This is a genomic window from Microseira wollei NIES-4236, from assembly GCF_020521235.1.
Taxonomy (GTDB): domain Bacteria; phylum Cyanobacteriota; class Cyanobacteriia; order Cyanobacteriales; family Aerosakkonemataceae; genus Microseira; species Microseira wollei.
Map to the genome: position 1 here is coordinate 1 of NZ_BLAY01000011.1, position 20,828 is coordinate 20,828.

Below are 20,828 nucleotides of genomic sequence, written 5' to 3' on the forward strand. Positions count from 1 at the left end.
CAAACATCGACTGCTCAAAGATTAAAGAATTTACCATCCTACCTAAGAATGGTGCATTCTATCTTGAGCTTTCCTATCCAGTCCAAAAAGAAAAGCACGATTTAGATATCAATCGTGCTTTATCAATAGATTTGGGAACCGCCGATAATCTAACGGCATGTGTCGATACCTTGGGCAACTCTTTCTTGATTGACGCTCGCGCTATGAAGGCGATGAATCAATTGTGGAACAAAAAGGTATCGACTCGCAAACAGGGTAAGTCAGAGGGATACTGGGATAAATGGTTGGATAGGATTACTCGCAAGCGTAACCATCAAATACGCGACGGAATTAATAAGGCGACTAAGATTGTTATTCAACACTGCTTGAAGCACCAGATCGGTACTTTAGTTGTCGGGTGGAATGAAGGCTTTAAGGAAAGCGCTAATCTTGGTCGAATCGAGAATCAGAAATTTGTTCAGATGCCTTTGGGAAGACTAAAAGAGCGACTGAAGCAGCTTTGCATTTTGCACGATATTAGGTTTATAGAAACTGAAGAAGCTTACACTTCTCAGGCTAGCTTTCTTGATGGTGACTCCCTGCCCAAATATGGCGAAAAGCCAGAAGGGTGGAAAGCATCTGGTAAGCGCATATATCGTGGTTTGTATTGCTCTTCCAACGGTTTGGTTATTAATGCCGATCTGAATGCTTCTGCAAATATTTTGCGTAAAGTAGCCAGCTTTTCTTCGCTTGGACTTAGGCTTACTGGGTAGGCGGTGTTTGACGACCGCAGCGAGAGTTAGGCTTTGGCAAAAGCCTTCTCTGTCCGCAGAATCTCAGTCTCTTTAGAGCTGAGAGTGTCAAATACATCAGATTGGATCGAGAAAACCCTTTCAGATCGGGGAACTCTCGATGGAGATCTTTGGAGAGCTGTTCGATTACTTTTGCCCCCCATCCTTCCTCTCGCTGCCGTTCCAGAATAGAGCGCCCGATTTGCCAATAAAGGAAGATCAGTTCCTGGTTGACGGCGAGAGCTGCCCGAACCTGAGCAGTGCGGATGCGTTCTTTGAGGTCACGCAAGAAGTCATCGTACTTCGTCAGGGAGGAGAGATGTTTGCTTCGGCATGGTTAGCAGAGAGATAGAGAAGCATTCTGGTGGGAAGGAGTAATCTCCTTCTGTGAATTCCTTGATGAATTCGTTAGGAGGAGCGATCGCAGAGTATCGTTTAAGTGTCAGCTTTTATAATTTATCTTTGCAAATACGATTATTTCCTTCTTTTTCAGCAGCAATCTGCAAGTAATCTCGTACCCAGTTGCAGGCATAAGTCATTTCGTCGAGTTGCGAAATCTTGTCTAAGTTCCATAGCAGAAATACTTGCTCGTCACCCGCAGATACAAGCATTTTTCCATTCTGAATAAATGCTGCGCTTCTGACAGCAGAATTATGGCGTTTTAGGGTTTTAACTAGCGAGCCGTTGCTGTTCCATATTTTGATAGTACCATCCATTGATCTGGATACAATATACTGTCCATCATCACTAAAATTGACATCTAATACAGCCGCTTGATGTCCTTTAAGCGTGGCGATCGCGCTGCCATCTGTTCGCCAAAGTTTAACCGTTTTGTCTTCCGAACCAGCGGCGAACAGGTTTTCTTTGGGACTAAAGGCAATACTATTAATAGGAGCTTGATTAGCGGCGATCGCTTTCAGCAATTTGCCATTTGTATCCCAAATTTTGAGGTTGTTATCTAAACCTCCCGATCCGATGAATTTGCTATCGAAACTAAATGCGACTGCCTTGACCGATGCTTGATGACCAACCAAAACTCTGGTTGGTTTGCGATCTGGAATCAGACCTGTTCGCTCGCGCTGCCAGAGTTTAACCAGATTATCGGATGATGCCGTTACAAACCACTTACCGTCTGAACTGAAAGCAATACTACTAACGTAAGGTCGCTCTCCACTTCCAACTTTGGGATTGACCTCTAACGTTTGCAAGCGCGTGCCATCAGACTTCCAGAAAATAACCGTACCATCGCGGGAAGCCGTGGCAAAAAATCGCCCGTCGGGACTGAAAGTTACGTCGTAAATGGGTAGTTCGTGGGCAATAAAAGTTCGATTGGGACGATGGTTAAATTCTCCGGCTGCATTCCGTTGCCAAAGGTTGATTACTCTTTTAAGTCCTACAGAAATGATGCGCTCTTGATTAGGACTGACTGCTACTTGCCGCACTCCACCAGCTTCGGCTATTAACGAGTTAATTAGGGAATGCTGAATTTTCCAGACTCGGATTGTACCGTCTTCAGATGCAGAGGTAAGTAAGTTTCCTTGTAAATTAAAGGCAATTCCCGTCACGCTTCCCTTATGTCCTAGCAGAGTTGCTAATAGTAGGCTCCCTTGACCTGTGTCATCAGGTTTATTTTCTCGCTTTTTCCGGGACTTTGGAGAAGTTGAAGGGAGACCTAACCCCCCAACCCCCTTCTCTGGGAGGGAAGGGGGAGAATTTAGAGGCTCTTTTGTTGTGGGAGAGAGGTTTTCTGGATTATTTGAAAATTCAGGTTCAGTTTGACTTGTTTTATCGGGTCTAAAAGGTTGAGGTGGAGGAAAATCTTCTAAATTTCTGCGATCGCCTCTCGGAGGTCTGGAAGGAAAATCTTCTAAACTTCCGCGATCGCCTCTCGGAGGTCTGGGAGGAAAATCTTCTAAACTTCTGCGATCGCCTCTCGGACGTCGGACTGGAGGTAAGTTTCCTAAACCTTTTTCTTCAGGTTTAGGAGTTGTAGCTGTAGTGCCTTCCCCGACGCGAGCTAGAAGTCGAATTGTGGCATCCTGTCCGGCGGTGGCAAGTAACTGTCCATCTGGACTGAATGCGATCGCCGAGATTCCTGCATTCGGTAGAGTATAGGTTTGAAGTTTCTTCCCGTCGAGTTGCCATAGCACAGCCGAGTGCATATCAGCGTGAGCAATTTTTTTCCCATCTGGGCTAAAAGCTAGCTTGTGAACAGCTCGTATTAAAGGAGGAAAGATTCTAACTAATCTCCCATCTGTTCGCCATAGATGAATAGAATTACCAATCGCAGCTGTAGCCACAAACTGACTGTCGGGACTAAATGCAACTGTTAGCCCTTTTGCAGGTAAGGTTGCGATTAAAGTGCCGTCACTGCGCCAAAGTTTTACCGTTTGTTCTTCACCAACCGAAGCAAATAACTGACCATTTGGACTGAACTTGGCTTCTCCGACTTCGGTTTGATCTGAGTTCAGTATTTTCAGCAATTTGTTGCCATTAATATCCCATATTTGAATCGTGCGATCGGCAGAAGCAGATAAAATTCGTTGTCCATCTGGACTGAAACTAACTGCGTTAGCTGGGACTGTATGCGCCGGACTTTTGCCATCTACTGACATTTCTCTAACAAACTTGCCTTCTTGTTGCCAGAGTTTAACTCTGCCATCTGTTCCGGCAGAAGCAATCAGTTTGCCATCGGGAGCGAGCGCAATATCTTTAATCGCCGTCCCCACAGACCAGCGATTTAATTCTTCAATACCGTAGATCGTCCGTTGAAGTACGTCCTGCACTTGCTCTTGGAGTGCGGTGTCTGCATTATTTAGGTTTTGAAGTTCTTGTTTTGCCTTAATGGCATCGATGATTGCTTCCAGTTGGCGATGGGAATCAAAGTTTCCTTCAGATGAAGATATCAATGCTTTGATGGCGCTAATTTTGGCTTCCCGTTCGCTGATTCTGGCTTGGCGATATTGCCATAAGGTAGCAATTCCCAGACCTAATGTAACTACCAAAGCTGTGCCGATGGCGATGGAAAATCGCTTTTGCAATCGAGCGTTGCGTTTTTCCTGAACCAGTTGAGCTTCTACAGCTTTAATGCGAGCGGCTTCTAATGATTGTTGGACTTGGATGCGATCGCTCTCCACAGAAGCAGCTAAAAACTGATAATCCAAATCGCTCAATCGTTTTCCCTGGGACCATTGTTGTGCATCCCGCAGCGCTTGTCCGCGCAACAGTCGCGACTCATCTTGCCGTTCGGATACAATCCAAGCATCCAGCGATTGGGAATAAGGACGCAACATTTTCAGTTGCCAATCGACCCATTGCAGGTGAAAGACTTCGGCATAAATCTGGTTTTTCACCGGCAAATAACCCTTTTCTTTTATAGCCAGTCCTGATAGTATCAGTTCTATTTGTTCGCGACTGTCATCGGCGGGAATCTGTTCTCCCTGCAAAATTTGCTGATAAATTCCTAGCAATCGTCCGGCGCTATCTTGATTGTTGAGAATGCGGTTGCGAATCCTCCGCAAATGTTCTGGTTCTTCTTGCGCTTCCCATTCTTTGAGGATTCTTTCTCTAACAAGGGTTTCCACCCAATAGGCTTCGTTACCGGGAGGAATTCTCAAGCTGTTGGTGACCGTATCTTGGCTAGAATCTCTCGCTAGCTGACAGAGTTTTTGGGTTAAAAAAGGTTGTCCGTTCGTCCACTTGAGGATTGCTTGCAGCACCGCTTGCACGTCGCCAGTTTGCAGTTTGAATCCTGGGGCTAGGGTTTGAGCTTCGCTGAGGGTGAAGCCATTTAGCTCGATCGCCGTACCGATATTGAACGGGGTGCGTTTGCGATCGCGGATAAAATCAGACGGAGTTGCCACGCCAAACAATGCAAAACTAATCCGCCGATATTCAGGGTCAACGGCTCGCTGATTGTAACAATATCTAATTAATGCAAAGAAGTCATCGACGGCCAAAGGTAAAGTTAGAATGCTATCAATTTCATCGATAAAAATAACCAGTTTTTATTGAGGAAATTTCGGGAGAAGAACATCGCTAATAAATCGACTCAGCCGTTGTAACAGAGAAATATCTACTTCATCATTCCACCAAGTTTTAAAGTTAAATTTGCCCAGCAGCCCGAAGCTTCGCAATAAGTCGAGGGTGATACCCTTATACCATTGCAGCGGCGTAATGTTTTCGCTACCAATATTGGTGATATCCAGCACCGCACAGCGATAACCTGCTGCTTCTAAACGATGGCGCGTGTGTACCAGTAATGAAGATTTGCCCATCTGTCGGGCGTTAAGTACGTAACAAAACTCGCCTCGTTTGAGAGCGGTATAAAGTTCTATATCCGCTTGCCGAGCGATATAGCTCGGAGCGTCAGTCGTGAGGCTACCCCCGACTTGGTAAAGCATGGCGCTGTGATTGCGATCGCATTAGCATTTTACTCGAAGATACCGCAGGAGCCAGAAAGATGGCGAAAAGTTTTCATTTTTAACTTTATTAACCGTAAAGGAACCGAGTTTCTCTGAAAAATATTCGAATTGGAACCAGAGAGCGCAGCAAGAAACAAAGGTGATAGGTTGCCCAAGCCTAAGTCCTGGTTTTTTTACCAGGCAATCGGCGAGGGCGCACCTCCAGCGAGCAGATCCAATCATTCCTAGGTTGGGTTTTGTCCCTCAGACCCTAACCTACAGCTAATTAACTACAACTAATTAACCAGTTTTTCCGGCTAACTTAGCCATTTATTTATAAGAGATTACTTAACTTTATACTATCTTTAAAAATGGCTGACGCAGTTTCTCCTAAACCAGATTATATGAGATTTATGAGATTGAGCATATGAGATTTATGAGATTTTAGGGGTTCTCAATGCCGGGTTGTGTTAGCCAAACTGAGAGTATAAATCAGTTAACGACTCAAACAACAGCAACAGAGGAACCCATGACTAACACAACAGCTATTCAAAACTTGGTCAATGACTTGGTTAAGGTCAACGGTATATTTGGTTTATATAGTTACGCTAGTGCTGTCGATCCTGCAACCGTTTTAAACAATTTAACTAGCAAGACTTCTGACGAATTACTTGACTATCTCGAACAAGCATGCGTTAGCAGCACAACTATCTCAAATTTTGAAAATATTTTTTCACAATCAAACGGTACTTCTCTTTTAACCAGTCTGCTCTCAACCTATAATGGAGGTTTTTCCTACAATATTAATCAAGGTAATAGCAACCTTACTGGCAGCACTGGCAATGATTTGATCGTTAATATAGATGATATTACTGGCAGCTTAACAGGCAACGCTGGCAACGATCTTTTATTAAATGCTAGTTCGGCAAGCAGCACTCTTAAAGGTGGTGATGGCGATGATGTTTTAGCCAACCTCAGCACCGCCAGCAGCACCCTAGAAGGTGGGAGTGGAAACGATCTTCTGGTTAGCATCAGCACCGCAACCAGCACGCTCAATGGCGACGCTGGCAACGATACTCTGATCAACTTAGGCTACAACGCTCAGATGTCTGGCGGCGACGGTGCCGATGTCCTCGTCGGTTGGGATGGCAACGATACGCTGACGGGTGGCAATGGTGCCGACAATTTAAGCGGAGGCGCTGGTGCTGACAAGCTCACGGGAGGCAGTGGCAACGACACCGTGACCGGAGGAGGAGGAGCCGATACTTTTCAATTTTCGGCTGAATACGGTATTACTTCATGGCAGAAAATTGGTTTCTTTAAATTCCCAATCAAATTTGGTTGGCAAAACAGATCAGGAATCGATGTAATTAAAGATTTCAACGCCTCACAAGGAGATATCATCGAGATCGATACTAATTCTTCGTCTTCTGCTGCTACTCTTCGCTCTAATCTCAGTTTCAATGCCTCTACAGGTCAACTTTCTTTTGCTGGCAACGTTGTAGCGACGCTCGAAGGTGTTACCAGCTTCAACACTAGCAGCGTTCAGTTTATGTTACAAACAGTGTGGGAGTGCGAGACCGAACCACTGTCGATCGCCAACACGGATATGCAAAGCTTGGAGAATGCGCTAGCGTTCATTGAGGAAGCCGTATATAAGCATAGCGGCGAACCGCTCACCGATTTGCAAAAATTGATTCTGCGCGCAGCTTGGGAAGGCAATCAGAAAACCTACAGCCAGATCGCGGCTGAATATAACTATTCTGACAAATATCTCCAGCAGGTCGTTGGCCCTAAACTTTGGCAATTGATATCGAACGCTTTAGGGCAAAAAGTTACCTAATCAAATCTCAAAGTTATCCTTACCCAGCAGTTAGCAACTCAAGAGGATAGCAGCAAATCTCCAGCAACAAGAGAGGTTTATTCGGCTAAAAATGCGATCGAATTAGAGTATCCAACCGACAGCGTACCGTTAGGTTCGCCTTTCTACGTGATGCGTACTCCTCACGAACCAAACTGTTATACAAGCGCACTCAAACCAGGCGATCTAATCCGGATTAAAGCCCCTCGACAAATGGGAAAAACTTCATTAATGAAGCGGATTTTAGCTTATGCCAAGGCCAATGAAATTCAAACTGTAACGCTGAACTTTCAACAAGCTGAAAAACAGATACTTAATAATCTAAACACTCTCTTACGGTGGGTCTGTGCCAATATATCGCGGCAACTCAATATGAGTCCTAAGCTAGATGACTATTGGGATGAAGATATCGGCAGCAAAATGAGTTGTACCCTTTACATGGAAGGTTATTTACTCGAAGCCACAGAAACACCTCTTGTACTAGCTTTAGAGGAAGTGAGCGAACTGTTTGACTATCCCAGCGTCGCTCAAGAATTTCTCACTATGCTGCGCAGGCACGAGTACACAAAAGCTGAGCCAAGCTGGCGCAAACTGCGTCTAGTCATGGTACAATCTACTGAAAACTACGTTGCTTTACCGATTAATCAATCTCCTTTTAATGTAGGGCTAGAATTAGCGCCCTTTACCCCACAACAAGTTCAGGAGGAATAGAAGTGAATGGTTTGCATCTATCCAGCGAACAACTAAACCATTTAATGGAATTGCTTGGCGGGCATCCCTACCTGGTTCGCCTTTTGCTCTATCATTGGGCGCAACAACCAGATAGCTTAGAACAATTGCTAGAAACTGCCCATACTGATGCGGGAATTTATCGCGATCATCTCCACCGCTATCTTTGGACATTGCAACAGTACCCCAAACTAAGTGCTGCTTTTGAGCAAGTGTTGAATTCCACCACTCCCGTTGCCATCGAGCAAATGCAAGCTTTTAAGCTTAACAGCATGGGTTTAGTCAGTTGGCGCGGCAATTGCGTCACCTTGACTTGTAATCTGTATCGACAGTATTTTGGCGCTCAAATCCTGTGTAGCTAAAAATAGCCCTCTAGGTAGATAAATTATGGTTGTTAAACGTATTTTTCGACTGGTGGTGCTGCTTTTGGGACTGTGGTTGGGGTTTGACTTTGTTTCCTACCTGGTGACGGAAATTCTGTGGTTTAAAGAAGTCGGAGATTTGCCAGTATTCCTCACCAGAATTAGAACCCAACTGGGGTTGTGGGCGATCGCATTCGGCATCACAGCAGCGTTTCTCCTGTGTAACCTCGATCTGGCACAACGACTCAAGTATCCCACGGATTTGAGCAGAGTAGCAGAGGAGCAGAGGGGATCTTGGGCAGGTGGGCAGAGGAGAGAAAATTATTTACTGAAGGAATCTGGACTTAGACTGCGTTGGTTGCTGCCCATCGTGCTGGGACTGATGTTGCTGGTAGCATTAATGCTGCTGCACTACGGTCAGGTTGTCTTCAGCTTTTGGCATCCGGATCTGAAGAAACCTTTGATATCGCCGCCATTGCCGCCACGCTTCGATCCTACTTCGATTGGGGAATTGTTCGTACCAGAATTGCAAATTTGGCAGTTGGGTTTAGTGGTGGGAGTGGCGATCGCTATCCTTTGGTTATGCCAATTTTGCCTAAAACTGTGCGCAATTGCGCTCAGTTTAAGTTTTGGTGCGATCGTTTCGGCACACTGGGATAAGATTTTGCCATATTTCCATCCCACCGCGTTTAACCGCACCGAACCACTATTTAACCGGGATATCAGCTTTTATGTCTTCAACTTGCCTATTTTGCAACTCTTGGAATTCTGGCTGTTGGGATTATTTTTATATGGATTAATTGCAGTTGCCTTGATTTATCTGCTGTCGGGAGATAGTTTGAGTCAGGGTAGTTTTCCTGGCTTTTCTTTAATGCAGCAACGCCACTTGAATGGATTGGGCGGTGGCTTTATGCTGAGCGTAGCGTTCAGTTATTGGCTGCAACGCTATGAACTGCTGTATTCGAATCGCGGAGTTACCTACGGCGCTTCTTACACCGACGTGACGGCACAGTTGCCAACTTACACGACACTGTCGCTGGTGTCCCTGGCGATCGCTGCTTTCCTATTGTGGAAAACTGTGTTTTGGTTGCCAACAAAGAAGGCAGAAACTGTTAAAATTGCTCCCATTCTTTTTATTACCTTCTTTTTCCTTTTAACTGGTTCCTATTTAATTCCCGCCGTAGTACAGCGCCTAGTTGTTCAACCCAACGAACTGGCACGGGAACGCCCTTACATTGAGCGCAGTATCGCCCTTACCCGTCAGGCATTTGGTTTGGAAGATATTGACGTTGAAACCTTCGATCCTAACAATCAACTCAACTACGATGCTATCAGAGCAAATCCGCTGACTATCCGCAATATTCGCCTTTGGGATACTCGTCCGCTTCTACAAACTAATCGCCAGTTACAGCGAATTCGCCTTTATTACGAGTTCGCTAACGCTGATATTGACCGCTACACGCTGAAATTAGAAGAGGGAGCGGAAAAGCAACAGGCGATTTTAGCAGCAAGGGAATTAGATTACAGTGCCGTACCCTCGGAAGCTCAAACTTGGGTCAACGAACACTTAGTTTATACCCACGGTTACGGCTTTACTATGAGTCCTGTTAATACTGTTGCACCTGGGGGTTTACCGGACTATTTTGTTAAGAATATTAGCGGTCCTACTGCTACGGGAAACGGCGGTGCTTTGGAGACTTCTAGCGCCAACATCCGCGAAAGCATTCCTATTAGTCGTCCTCGAATTTACTATGGGGAAATTACCAATACCTACATTATGGCTCCCACTAAAGTCGAAGAATTCGATTATCCCAGTGGGGAGGATAACGTTTACAACACCTACGATGGTCTGGGCGGGATTAAAATTAAAAATTGGTGGCTACGGTTGCTATTTGCCCAGTATTTGAAAGATTGGCAAATGCTTTTGACGCGCAACTTTACCCCCGAAACAAAGTTATTATTTCGCCGCAATATTAACGAACGAGTGCGAGCGCTCGCTCCCTTTTTACGCTACGATAACGACCCCTACCTTGTAGTGACTGATGCCGAGGGAATCGGCACCAGAAGAGACACAATAACTAACAATTACCTATACTGGGTGATCGATGCTTATACCACGAGCGATCGCTACCCTTATTCCGACCCAGGCAACTATGAATTTAACTACATCCGCAACTCGGTCAAAGTCGTAATTGATGCCTATAATGGCTCGATTTTCTTCTTCGTCGCCGATCCCACCGACCCATTGATTAAAACCTGGCAAAATATCTTTCCTGGACTGTTCAAACCCTTGAGCGAAATGCCGGTAACGCTTCGCAATCATATCCGGTATCCAGAAGATTTTTACAGTACCCAATCTGAGCGCTTTTTAACTTACCACATGACCGACCCGCAGGTCTTTTATAACCGGGAAGACCAGTGGCAAATTCCTCAAGAAATTTATGGTAGCGAACCGCAGCCGGTGCAACCATATTATCTGATTATGAAACTGCCGACGGCGGCGTCAGAAGAGTTTATTTTGCTGCTTCCTTTTACTCCTACCCAGCGTAATAATTTAATTGGTTGGTTGGCGGCGCGGTCGGATGGCGAGAACTATGGCAAGCTTTTACTCTACCAATTTCCTAAGCAAGAATTGGTTTTTGGCCCAGAACAAATTGAAGCTAGAATTAACCAAGATCCGGTTATTTCTCAGCAAATTTCTTTATGGAATAGACGCGGATCGCGGGCAATTCAGGGCAATCTGTTGGTGATTCCCATCGAGCGATCGCTCCTCTACGTCGAACCATTGTACCTGGAAGCCGAACAAAATAGTTTGCCTACATTAGTCAGAGTTATTGTCGCCTACGAAAATAGAATTGTCATGGCAGAAACTTTAGAACAAGCACTTCAAGCTATTTTCCAGCCTCAAAAACCGCCAGCACCTGCTATTATTCGCTCGGTTGAAGAAGCTAGTTCCTAATTTCAGATTTATCAGATGAAAGCACAATCATGCTAATAACTCAAGTTGCTAGTTATCTCATGCATAGAAGCGAATGGCTAATGGCTAATGGCGAGATTGGTAAAAATCCTATATTAGCAATTAGCAATTAGCAATTAGCAACGCCAAAGTTTATAACTAGCAACTTGCGTTAATAGATAAATGCCTTGCTTGCAGCACAATTGCTGGAAAATTGCAAGCCCCTGGAGGAGTAATTTATCAAGACAATTATTGGGTTGTAGAACATTCTCTGGGCCCAGTGTTAGTGCGGGGCTACCTAATTATCAAGCTGAAGCGGCATTGCGAACACTTAGCCGAACTTACACCAGAAGAATCCCGCGCAGGCGGTATAATCCAAAGCACCTGTTTAGCACTCTCAAAGGTAATTAAACCAGATAAGATTCACGTTTGTTCCTGGGGCGAAGAAGTCAAGCACATTCACTTTCACGTGATTCCTCGCACCAGGGATATGCCTGTAGGAAATCTCAAACTGCTGATTTACCTACGTATGAAAAAAATATTCAATCAACTAGGGTTAAATCAATGGGTAACTGATGAAGAAGCAGCAGCAGTTGCTGTTAAAGTACGCCAAGAAATTGCACGGTATTTTACGAAGGAATCATTTTATAGCGGATTGCAGCCCTATGATATCAAATCCGGTTGCATCTGAATCATTAGTAGGGGCACGGCAAGGGAGGAATTGTGCTGGCGACAAAGCTTACTTTAGCCTTAGCCCCTACTACTACGGTTTGTTGGTCAAGCGCGCTGCCATTTTTGCTGCGCGCTTGACCAACTAAGCCTTAAGGCTTTGCTTCACTAGCTTGGAATCCACTGTATAGCCCCTCTATGCTAGGGCTTTAACTTTTGAGGGGGTTTGGGGGAGCTATAAGTCCCACGTCCTACCCCGATAGGCAGGGCTACTTCATTGTGATGAGAGAAAACTTGTCTCCCTACATTTGGCGTTTGCCACCTTGGTCAACGAGAACAGAGGCATACAGCTTCCAACTTTTCTCTGGCGACAATGAAACAGCCCTGCCCCGATAGGGGAGGCGTGGGATACATGGACTCCCCCAAGCCGATTTTATCCGGAAGGGTCCCGGTAAAATCGGCAATGGATGTAGGTTTATAGATCATTGGTTCCGTGTTAGAATCGGTGACATGACTCTGATCATGAACTACTGCTACCGAATTTATCGTGCGACTCGTTTTGCTGAAACTTCCTGGCAATTAGCTTTCAAGAACCCGCAGCACCTTACTAATTGCCAATGAACCCGTAGCACCTTAAGGAAGGGGAAGCAAGCAAGGATTGAACCTTGACAACTCAGTGACTATGGAGATTAAATTCCTCCCACCTTTACATCGGGCTGAATATCGTCTCCCACCTTTCACAGGAGGGCTTCCTGGTACTGGCAGTGCATGGGAGAAACGCGGATAAGCTGGAAACCTCATCTGGTGACACCGCTAGAGAAGATATATACGGTGAGCGCACAGCGAATCTTCTATATCTCGTCGTCACGGTAGGTCTGTGAAAGAGGTTGCAAAACTGGCTCTTTGATTAAATGAGGAGCGACCAGTGAAGGGAAGTACAGAGGGATAAGAGTGTTTAAACAAGCCCCTACGGGACAGCGACTCGAATCCAAAGCTGGAAAACCAGAAGGGTAAACACAGATGCTCAAAATAGGAGCAAGAGGTCAGGGCTGTTGTAACGGATAGAGTGCAACAGAGATGTACCCGGTAAGACCTCCGGCCTAGTGAAGACACCTAAGTATATCGAGAAATAGTCACTGGGAACGATGTAACCTATTAATCTCTCTTCTCAAAAGAGATGTGTCCCCTGAACCTACGTAGCAAAATGGGTCTAGTAACTGACATCAATTTTACACCTGTAGAGGGTACATGAATTGTCTGTTAAGGCTAGAAACACATCTTCAAGTGAAGCAGGTAGCCAACCGTATGAATTAATAGGTAGGACATCCTAAGAAGCCAATGCCTCCGGGAAAGCCGGATGTGGATATGCAGACGTAGGAAGAGCGTAAGACCCTCCACAGGGTCGGTGGAAGCTCCCAGAATAGTAGCTCTCTATAAGCCTAATACGCAGGTTTCGTAGCGTGGGATGAACTTCATGGGTACAGTGAACCAACGGGTGAACGGGTAATTGCCCCCGTGAAAGGCGAATGCAAAACGTCGAACGTCCTAGTAGTCATCAAGGCGGTGAAGAGAAAGAGCGAACTGGTAGGAGTCAAGGTCTAACGGAGTAATCCAACGGACTATCGTTGACAAACGACCACGCGCAGGAGCCGTGTGAGCGCGAAAGTCTCAAGCACGGTTTTGAATGAGAAGTGAAGGAAAGCGATTTCCTCATTGACTCTAACCAAACGCCAGTCAAGAGCAGACAATGCTGCATTGGCTGGAAATATCTCGCCAGGTGTACAACTACGCTTTGCGAGAAATCAAAGACTGGGTGAATTCGCGTAAATGTAGCTTGGACTATTGTTCGCTGGAAAGAGAATATATCATTCCAGCCGACAAGCCGTTCCCCACCTATTACGCTCAACAGAACGCGCTTCCCAAGGCGAAAAAAGAATTTCCTCAATTGGGAGAAGCGCCCTCTCAAGTTCTGCAAACTACCATTCGGAGATTGCACGACGCTTGGAACTATTTCCAAGACAGAGGGTTTGGCTTTCCTCGCTTTAAGAAGTTTGGACAAATCAAGTCCATGTTCCTCAGTTCAAAACCAATCCGATTACTGGGTGGCAGATAGGTCTGCCCAAAGTTGGGAAAATGCCCATCAACTTGCACCGACCCATCCCAGAAGGGTTTGTGGTCAAGCAGGCACGGGTGTTGAGAAAAGCTTCTAGGTGGGAAGTGGTAGTTACGATAGAGTCTGATGTATCAATACCAGACGCTCAACCTCATGGAGATGCGCTGGGTATCGATTTGGGACTAGAGAAATTTTTGACAACCTCTGATAGAGAGTTTATCGCTAGACCCCGCTTCCTGACATCCTTGTACCGCAAGCTTCAATTGCTGCAACGCAAGTATGCCAGAACGAAAAAGGGTTCATCAAACCGCGAGAAAGCAAGGGAAAAGGTTGCCAAATTCCACAACCATATAGCAAGCGTTCGCAAAGATTGGCAGTTCAAACTGGCTAACCATCTGTGTACCAAAGAGGGTATCGGGATGGTGTTTGTTGAAGATTTGAACTTGAAAGCGATGTCGAGAGGGATGTTGAGAAAACACACTCTTGATGCAGCTTTCGGTCAGTTTCTCAACTTGCTCGAATGGGTAGCAAAGAAGCATCAAGTCTATTTTGCGCGTGTCAACCCGGATGGAACGTCTCAAACTTGTCCTAAGTGTGGAACGCACACAAGCAAGAAAGAGCTTTCTCAACGAGTGCATAAATGCGATGTTTGTGGATATGAAACACATAGAGATCATGCAGCATCGGAAGTAATTCGGTTGCGTGGTCTGGAACAATTGAGTACCGTGGGACTCACGGGAATAGAAAACGCCTATGCAGTCGGTCTGCCGGGGGCAGGGGAAATTCTGTCTAGGTCAGAGGCGAAAACTCGTAAGAGAAAAACTAGGAATGCCTTATCGTGAGGTTTGGAAGCCTACACTTACCGCGAGAGCAAAAGTGTATGAGGATGTCACATCTACTTGCCCTACTGTTGGCGCGTGTGGAATAAGGGGGGTGATGCCAGCGGATTTGGTATTAGTCCACTTAAGTGGACTTAAGCTATTAGCCAGTGATTTTAATCACTGGCTGGCTGGCGGGCTGGCGGGCTAGCGGGATCAACAGGTGCAACCTCTAAATATAACGTATATTATACCCTATTATTTTTCATATTCATTCTCCATAAATTCAATAATATCCTTTACATACTCCATTGTTTCTTCTGCCTCATGAAGTACAATATATTCAGCAGGATTGGAGCCGTAACTGTTGTGGTATCCACAAGTTAAATTGATGGCATTTTTACATCTTCCATTATATTTTATAGCAAATACATCTGTTCCGCGTCCAACTACTTCTTGTCTTGGCTTACCCTTTTTAATCGATAAATCGACGAGAGATTTAGCCAAAAATTCCTCACAAATTTGGGTGGCAAAAATTTCGGTAACAATTTCTTGATGCGGCTGATTTCCTCGATCGATTTGAACGAGTAATTCAAAATCGATTAGTTCTGGGAAATCCACTTGCTTAGCTGAAACCAATCCAATTTCTTCATCTGTGGTCAAAAGAATACCCAAGGGCGAGTCAGTTGTTACGGCTAACCATAATGCGTTCGCTACCCCTACTCTATCATCCCCGCCGACTTGCGCTAAACAACTTTCATCCTGAATTACAGCAACTAAATTTTCGAAATGCATCAGGTTTTTAATCGCGGGATTTACTATATAATCCCGTGCTGTTCCCTTGGGAGGTATTCCCTGCAATTGAGCGTGATCTCGGCAGACATCGGTATGACTAACTAGGCATACTTTTGGATTTCCTCGAATGGCTAAAAGATTATGGATACTGGAAAATTCTCCAGATCTTTGGGAGAGATATCGATCTTCTTGGATGGAGAAATTGCGCGACGCCAGAACTTCTTTTATATAAGAACGAAGTTCTAATTCGCTCAGTTTACAACAGGTGACAATCAGTTCGGCAAATTGAGTCAAAATATTACTGTCCTAAATAAGCTGACAAAACTTGCGGGTTAGTTTGAATTTCGGCGGGAGTTCCGGAGGCGAGATTTTTTCCTTCCGCGACAACCCAAACGCGATCGCATAACGACATAATCACATCCATGTTATGTTCGATAATCAGAAAGGTCATGCCTTCGCGATTCCAATTTACGATGCGATCGCATATTTGTTTAATCAGCGTCGGATTGACTCCCGCCGCCGGTTCATCTAATAATATTAACTGCGGATGAGTCATCAAAGCGCGTCCCATTTCTAATAGCTTGCGCTGTCCTCCCGACAAAGACCCCGCATAATCATTCGCCTTTTGCGCCAGTCCAACGGATTCTAGAATCGCCATCGCTTCTTCCCGCAACTGTCTTTCTTCAGTTTTAATTTGCGGTGTTTTAAACCAGACATTCCAGAAATTTTCACCCGTTTGTTTTTGCGCGGCTAATAGCATATTTTCCATCACCGAAAGTCGGGAAAGCACCCGCGCTACTTGAAACGTGCGAACCATTCCCATTTGGGCAATTTGATGGGGTTGTAATTGTTGAATCGGTTCGCCGTCAAAAATCACGCGCCCCCGATCTGGGCGGATAAAATTAGACAGTAAATTAAATAAGGTAGTTTTACCAGCACCGTTAGGGCCAATTAATCCAGTAATACTACCTTTTGCTACTTTAATTTCGGCTCCATCTACTGCTTTAATTCCACCAAAACTTTTATACAAACCGCTAGCTGCGAGTAAAGGAACATCTAGGCGTCGTGGTTGAGTTTTGCCTTCTTCTAAGAGATTGGTATTTGTTTCGGACACCGTTAAAGGAATCCCTGGCGGCGATACCGATTCCCCTGCGGGTATATCTTCAATTTCTGCCAGAATATCTTCCACATCTGAAGACACGGTAAAAGGAATCTCTGTTGGCGATTGCGAGTCGGGTATATCTTCAATTTCTGCCAGAATATCTTCCACATCTGAAGACACGGTTAATCGAATCTCTGTTGGCGATTGCGAGTCGGGTATATCTTCAATTTCTGCCAAAATATCTTCCACATCTGAAGACAGGGTAAAAGGAATCTCTGTTGGCGATTGCGAGTCGGGTATATCTTCAATTTCTGCCAAAATATCTTCCACATCTGAAGACACGGTTAATGGAATGTCTGTTGGCGATTGCGAGTCGGGTATATCTTCAATTTCTGCCAAAATATCTTCTACATCCGCCTGGGACACGGTAAGCGGAATATCCCCGGAAGGATTTTGTGGCTCTGGTGACAAATCTTCTATATCGTTGAGGATATCCTCGATATTTTGAGGCGTATCGAAAGGAATATCGGAATTTTTTTCGGGCTGATTATTTGCCAAGGGTCAATTCCTCCTTTTTGCCCAAGATACCTTGGGGACGCCAGCGCATCAGTAGGATTAAAATCAAGCCAATTACCATAATCCGAAAAGCGCCTAACCGGGAAGCATCCAAAGGCATAATTTGAGGTAAAACAAAGCGAGTCACCGCATCGTAAGCCCAATAGATGATCGTACCCAGGATCGTACCTATATTGTTACCTGCGCCGCCCAAAACGACTATAGTCCAGGCGTCGAAAGTCACAAGCGGCTCAAAATTATTCGGATAAACCGTGGTTAACTGCCAAGCGTAGAACGCACCAGCCAAACCAGCGATCGCTCCCCCTAACATTAAAGCTTGCAACTTGTACCAAAACACATTTTTACCCAAAGCTTTGGGAATTTCCTCATCTTCGCGGATGGCTTTGAGGATTCTACCCCAAGGCGATCGCACGAACCGTTCTAACAGCCAGAACACTAGAAACAACACCAACAAAGCCAGTACCATTAACGCAGGTTTATCGCCTCCTAGCGGCAGCGGGAAGCCTTGCACGCCAAATACTCCAGACTTCCATTCCTTACCGATGGGCAAATCCTGATTGTTGACTACAAGGCGAATCACTTCCGCGACGCCAATTGTCACAATAGCCAGGTAATCTTCCCGCAGTCGCAGCGTTGATATCCCCATCAACAATCCCAACAACGCCGCTAAAGCCATACCCACCAAAGTCGCCAAGATCAGCGGAACGCCCTGCAAACTTAACAGTACCGTAGTATAAGCGCCAACCGTCATAAATGCGACATGTCCGAAGTTAATCAGACCCGTAAAGCCCCACTGTAAGTTTAGACCCAAACAGAACAGGGCATATATCGCCGTAGAAATCGCCAAAAAGACCAGATAGCCAATCATACAGAGTTTCGGGGATAAAATGGCAGAACTTGCGATCGCATTACAGCGGATTGCACTGTGAGTGAGGTACAGCCTTCAGGCTTTGTTTGTATAGCGGCAGCATTAATGCTGCCGCTATACAAACGAATGCTTACCATCAACTTAGGCTGCAATCCGCTGTAACTGCCCCAAACAGTTTACAGGGCGAGTAGGATGGTAGCCAAAGCTCCGCTAAAGCATTTTACTGTAGCAAAGCGAACGCGCAGTATCGACAACAACTATCGATTTTTGGTTATGGATTTTACCAGACGCAGATTACGCCGATTAAACGACCAAATCTTTGAATATATAGAAGCACCCTGCCCAGAGGAAGACTTAGAAAAAGCCTGGAAGGTGATGCAAAGTCTATACTACGACCTTTACATGCTCAGAGCGATCCGCGAAGCCAAGGAAGCCGTGCAGCCAGGGGATACCATGCTATACGAAGAAGCCTTGCGGGTATACCGTTCCCTGTAATTTTCCTTCAGCCTCATCACTCTCAAGCATTCGGCAGTTCGATCATCTGCCGAATTGCTATTTTATTTTCTCATTGGAATGCGACGAATACACGAAAATATGGTAAACGAAACCAAAGAAAGCCAGTCTATAGGACTAGACCTACGTTACACCCGTTCGTTTTTAGTCGATCTGAGGGACTTAGAGTTCTCAGATCAGGAGCGGATATTCGCACTCATCTTTCAAAAATATAGACGGATCGAGCATATTTACGACTTGCCCGGACTGGTGAAGCTTGACGCCGAAGGCACCTTGTACCGCTGTACCCTAGACAAATACACCATCGGCTTGGAATTAAAGGGTAATATCATAAAATTTTGGCGAGTCCTCCCCACGCCAGTAATTTAGAACATGGGGAAGATGGGAAGCTCAAGAGCAGGTGAGCAGGGGAGCAGGTGAGCAGGGGAGCAGGGGAGAATGTACGTTCAAATTCCCCTGGAGCACCTTTTGCACCTTTTGCCCCTGATCTCCCTCACGTCTTGCTAAGTTGAAAAGATACTTGAGGATGAGATTGGCGATTTGGCAGCGTCCTAAACTGAGGTTAGACAAACAACTCAGGATAGGATTTCTATGGATGCCTCGTCACTTTGGCAGCGTTACCAAGACTGGTTATATTACCACGAAGGATTGAGATTTTACCTGGATGTCAGCCGGATGCGGTTTGACGACGCCTTTGTCGAGTCAATGCAGCCCAAGTTTGAGAAGGCGTTCCAGGATATGGCAGCATTGGAAGCAGGAGCGATCGCCAACCCCGATGAAAACCGCATGGTGGGTCACTACTGGCTGCGAGATCCAGACCTCGCCCCCACCCCACAACTCAAACAAACCATCATCGATACCCTAGAAAAAATCGAAACCTTCGCCCAAAAAGTCCATAGCGGCGAAATACATCCCCCCAACGCCCCCAAATTCACCGATATTATTTCCATCGGTATCGGCGGATCTGCCCTTGGTCCTCAATTTGTCGCCGAAGCATTAGCCCCCGACTTTCCTCCCCTGGCGATTCATTTTATCGACAACACCGACCCCGCTGGCATCGATCGTACTCTTAGCAGGCTAAGCGTACGCTTAAACAGTACCCTAGTCATAGCGATCTCCAAATCGGGCGGCACTCCAGAACCCCGCAACGGCATGATTGAAGTCCAAAAAGCCTTTGCGCTTCAAAACCTCGACTTTCCCCAACAAGCCGTCGCCATTACCGGCGTTGGCAGTAATTTAGATAAAGTCGCCAAATTCCAACGTTGGTTAGCAACTTTCCCCATGGAAGACTGGGTAGGCGGACGCACCTCGGAAATGTCCGCCGTCGGGTTACTCCCAGCCGCGCTACAAGGTATCGCCATTCGCGATATGCTAGCCGGTGCCAAAGAAATGGACACCGCTACCCGCGTAGCGGATCTTAAACATAACCCCGCCGCCCTCCTCGCCCTCTCCTGGTACTACGCCGGAAACGGCAAGGGCGAAAAAGACATGGTCGTATTGCCCTACAAAGATAGCCTGCTGCTATTTAGCCGCTACTTGCAACAGCTGGTGATGGAATCTCTGGGTAAAGAAAAAGACCTCAACGGCAATACGGTTTATCAAGGCATCGCCGTTTACGGTAATAAAGGTTCCACCGACCAACACGCCTACGTCCAACAGTTGCGCGAAGGCGTCCCCAACTTCTTCCTCACCTTTATTGAAGTATTAGAAGACCGGCTGGCACCATCCCCAGAAATCGACCCCGGAGTCACATCGGGAGATTATCTTTCCGGTTTCTTACAAGGAACCCGCCAAGCATTGTATGAAAATCACCGAGATTCGATTACCGTCACCATCCCGCAAGTTAATCCTCGCACCGTTGGCGCATTAATAGCGCTATACGAACGCGCCGTCGGTCTTTACGGCTTCTTGGTCAACATCAACGCCTACCACCAACCGGGTGTCGAAGCTGGTAAAAAAGCAGCCGCCGCCATCTTGGAATTACAAAAACGAGTCGTACAGGTTCTGCGCCAGGAAGGCAAGCCGCTTTCTCTGGCTCAAATAGCCGAGAAAGCCGGTGCTACTGACCAAATCGAGGCAATTTACCAAATCTTACGCCACCTCGCCGCCAACAATCGCAGCGTCACCTTACAAGGCGACTTCGGCAAACCCGCCAGCTTAACCGCCAAAGCGCTTTAACCGGGCATTGGGGAAAAGATCCCCACAAAGGGCGGGTTTAATTCAATTGCCCGTTCGTGGCAAATATTGCAGGACTTACCCACGACGATCCTAGAAACCGGGTTTCCAGCTGGGA

Annotated in this window: 15 protein-coding genes and 3 pseudogenes; 12 read left to right on the forward strand and 6 right to left on the reverse strand. The window is 46.0% G+C overall.

Annotated features, from left to right (window positions below):
• Positions 1 to 828 (forward strand): annotated as a pseudogene (locus MiSe_RS05120) (RNA-guided endonuclease InsQ/TnpB family protein); the annotation flags it as partial.
• Between the two features lie 12 nt (positions 829 to 840).
• Here MiSe_RS05120 and MiSe_RS53655 read toward each other — a convergent pair.
• The 3 genes and pseudogenes from MiSe_RS53655 to MiSe_RS05140 all read right to left on the reverse strand — a co-directional run.
• A pseudogene (locus MiSe_RS53655) lies at positions 841 to 1,105 on the reverse strand (DUF1016 N-terminal domain-containing protein); the annotation flags it as partial.
• A 114-nt stretch (positions 1,106 to 1,219) separates the two neighbouring features.
• Positions 1,220 to 4,063 carry a WD40 repeat domain-containing protein gene (locus MiSe_RS05135; RefSeq protein WP_226575737.1) on the reverse strand — a complete coding sequence of 948 codons (2,844 nt, stop codon included), beginning with the start codon at positions 4,061 to 4,063 and terminating at the stop codon, positions 1,220 to 1,222.
• Positions 4,064 to 4,426: 363 nt separating this feature from the next.
• Positions 4,427 to 5,173: pseudogene (locus MiSe_RS05140) on the reverse strand (AAA-like domain-containing protein); the annotation flags it as partial.
• A gap of 529 nt (positions 5,174 to 5,702) precedes the next feature.
• On the opposite strand from MiSe_RS05140, the gene MiSe_RS50775 reads away from it, so the two are divergent.
• The 8 genes from MiSe_RS50775 (at position 5,703) to MiSe_RS05175 (ending at position 14,705) form a co-directional block, all read left to right on the forward strand.
• Positions 5,703 to 7,016 carry a calcium-binding protein gene (locus MiSe_RS50775; protein ID WP_264196348.1) on the forward strand — a complete coding sequence of 438 codons (1,314 nt, stop codon included), beginning with the start codon at positions 5,703 to 5,705 and terminating at the stop codon, positions 7,014 to 7,016.
• Between the two features lie 150 nt (positions 7,017 to 7,166).
• Positions 7,167 to 7,745, forward strand: a complete 579-nt coding sequence (locus MiSe_RS50780) for an AAA-like domain-containing protein (protein ID WP_264196350.1) — start codon at positions 7,167 to 7,169, stop codon at positions 7,743 to 7,745.
• Between the two features lie 2 nt (positions 7,746 to 7,747).
• The gene (locus MiSe_RS50785) at positions 7,748 to 8,125 is read left to right on the forward strand and encodes an AAA-like domain-containing protein (RefSeq protein WP_264196352.1); all 378 of its coding nucleotides are present in this window, start codon (positions 7,748 to 7,750) and stop codon (positions 8,123 to 8,125) included.
• Positions 8,126 to 8,150: 25 nt separating this feature from the next.
• Positions 8,151 to 11,084, forward strand: a complete 2,934-nt coding sequence (locus tag MiSe_RS05155; protein WP_226575591.1) for a UPF0182 family protein — start codon at positions 8,151 to 8,153, stop codon at positions 11,082 to 11,084.
• 211 nt (positions 11,085 to 11,295) lie between these two features.
• Positions 11,296 to 11,772, forward strand: a complete 477-nt coding sequence (locus MiSe_RS05160; RefSeq protein ID WP_226575593.1) for an HIT family protein — start codon at positions 11,296 to 11,298, stop codon at positions 11,770 to 11,772.
• Positions 11,747 to 11,899, forward strand: coding sequence for a hypothetical protein (locus MiSe_RS05165; protein ID WP_226575595.1), 153 nt, complete (start codon positions 11,747 to 11,749; stop codon positions 11,897 to 11,899). The genes MiSe_RS05160 and MiSe_RS05165 overlap by 26 nt, the downstream gene beginning before the upstream one ends.
• Before the next feature lie 1,598 nt (positions 11,900 to 13,497).
• Entirely contained in the window at positions 13,498 to 13,863 is a 366-nt protein-coding gene (locus tag MiSe_RS05170) for a helix-turn-helix domain-containing protein (RefSeq protein ID WP_226575597.1), read from the forward strand.
• Positions 13,864 to 13,883: 20 nt separating this feature from the next.
• Complete coding sequence (locus MiSe_RS05175; RefSeq protein ID WP_226575604.1) at positions 13,884 to 14,705, forward strand: RNA-guided endonuclease InsQ/TnpB family protein; 822 nt, start codon at positions 13,884 to 13,886, stop codon at positions 14,703 to 14,705.
• Between the two features lie 234 nt (positions 14,706 to 14,939).
• On the opposite strand, the gene MiSe_RS05180 is transcribed toward MiSe_RS05175, so the two are convergent.
• The 3 genes from MiSe_RS05180 to MiSe_RS05190 form a co-directional block, all read right to left on the reverse strand.
• Complete coding sequence (locus MiSe_RS05180) at positions 14,940 to 15,770, reverse strand: zinc-binding metallopeptidase family protein (RefSeq protein ID WP_226575606.1); 831 nt, start codon at positions 15,768 to 15,770, stop codon at positions 14,940 to 14,942.
• Between the two features lie 4 nt (positions 15,771 to 15,774).
• A complete protein-coding gene (locus MiSe_RS53660) occupies positions 15,775 to 16,506 on the reverse strand; it encodes an ABC transporter ATP-binding protein (protein WP_444980462.1) in 732 nt (243 codons plus the stop codon).
• Positions 16,507 to 17,125: 619 nt separating this feature from the next.
• Positions 17,126 to 18,022 carry a branched-chain amino acid ABC transporter permease gene (locus MiSe_RS05190; RefSeq protein WP_226575610.1) on the reverse strand — a complete coding sequence of 299 codons (897 nt, stop codon included), beginning with the start codon at positions 18,020 to 18,022 and terminating at the stop codon, positions 17,126 to 17,128.
• A gap of 192 nt (positions 18,023 to 18,214) precedes the next feature.
• Between MiSe_RS05190 and MiSe_RS05195 the strand changes: the two genes are divergently transcribed.
• The 3 genes from MiSe_RS05195 (at position 18,215) to MiSe_RS05205 (ending at position 20,713) form a co-directional block, all read left to right on the forward strand.
• A complete protein-coding gene (locus tag MiSe_RS05195; protein WP_226575612.1) occupies positions 18,215 to 18,517 on the forward strand; it encodes a hypothetical protein in 303 nt (100 codons plus the stop codon).
• A 99-nt stretch (positions 18,518 to 18,616) separates the two neighbouring features.
• Entirely contained in the window at positions 18,617 to 18,904 is a 288-nt protein-coding gene (locus tag MiSe_RS05200) for a cytotoxic translational repressor of toxin-antitoxin stability system (RefSeq protein ID WP_226575614.1), read from the forward strand.
• Positions 18,905 to 19,126: 222 nt separating this feature from the next.
• Positions 19,127 to 20,713, forward strand: a complete 1,587-nt coding sequence (locus tag MiSe_RS05205) for a glucose-6-phosphate isomerase (RefSeq protein ID WP_226575617.1) — start codon at positions 19,127 to 19,129, stop codon at positions 20,711 to 20,713.
• The last annotated feature ends 115 nt before the right edge of the window (positions 20,714 to 20,828 follow it).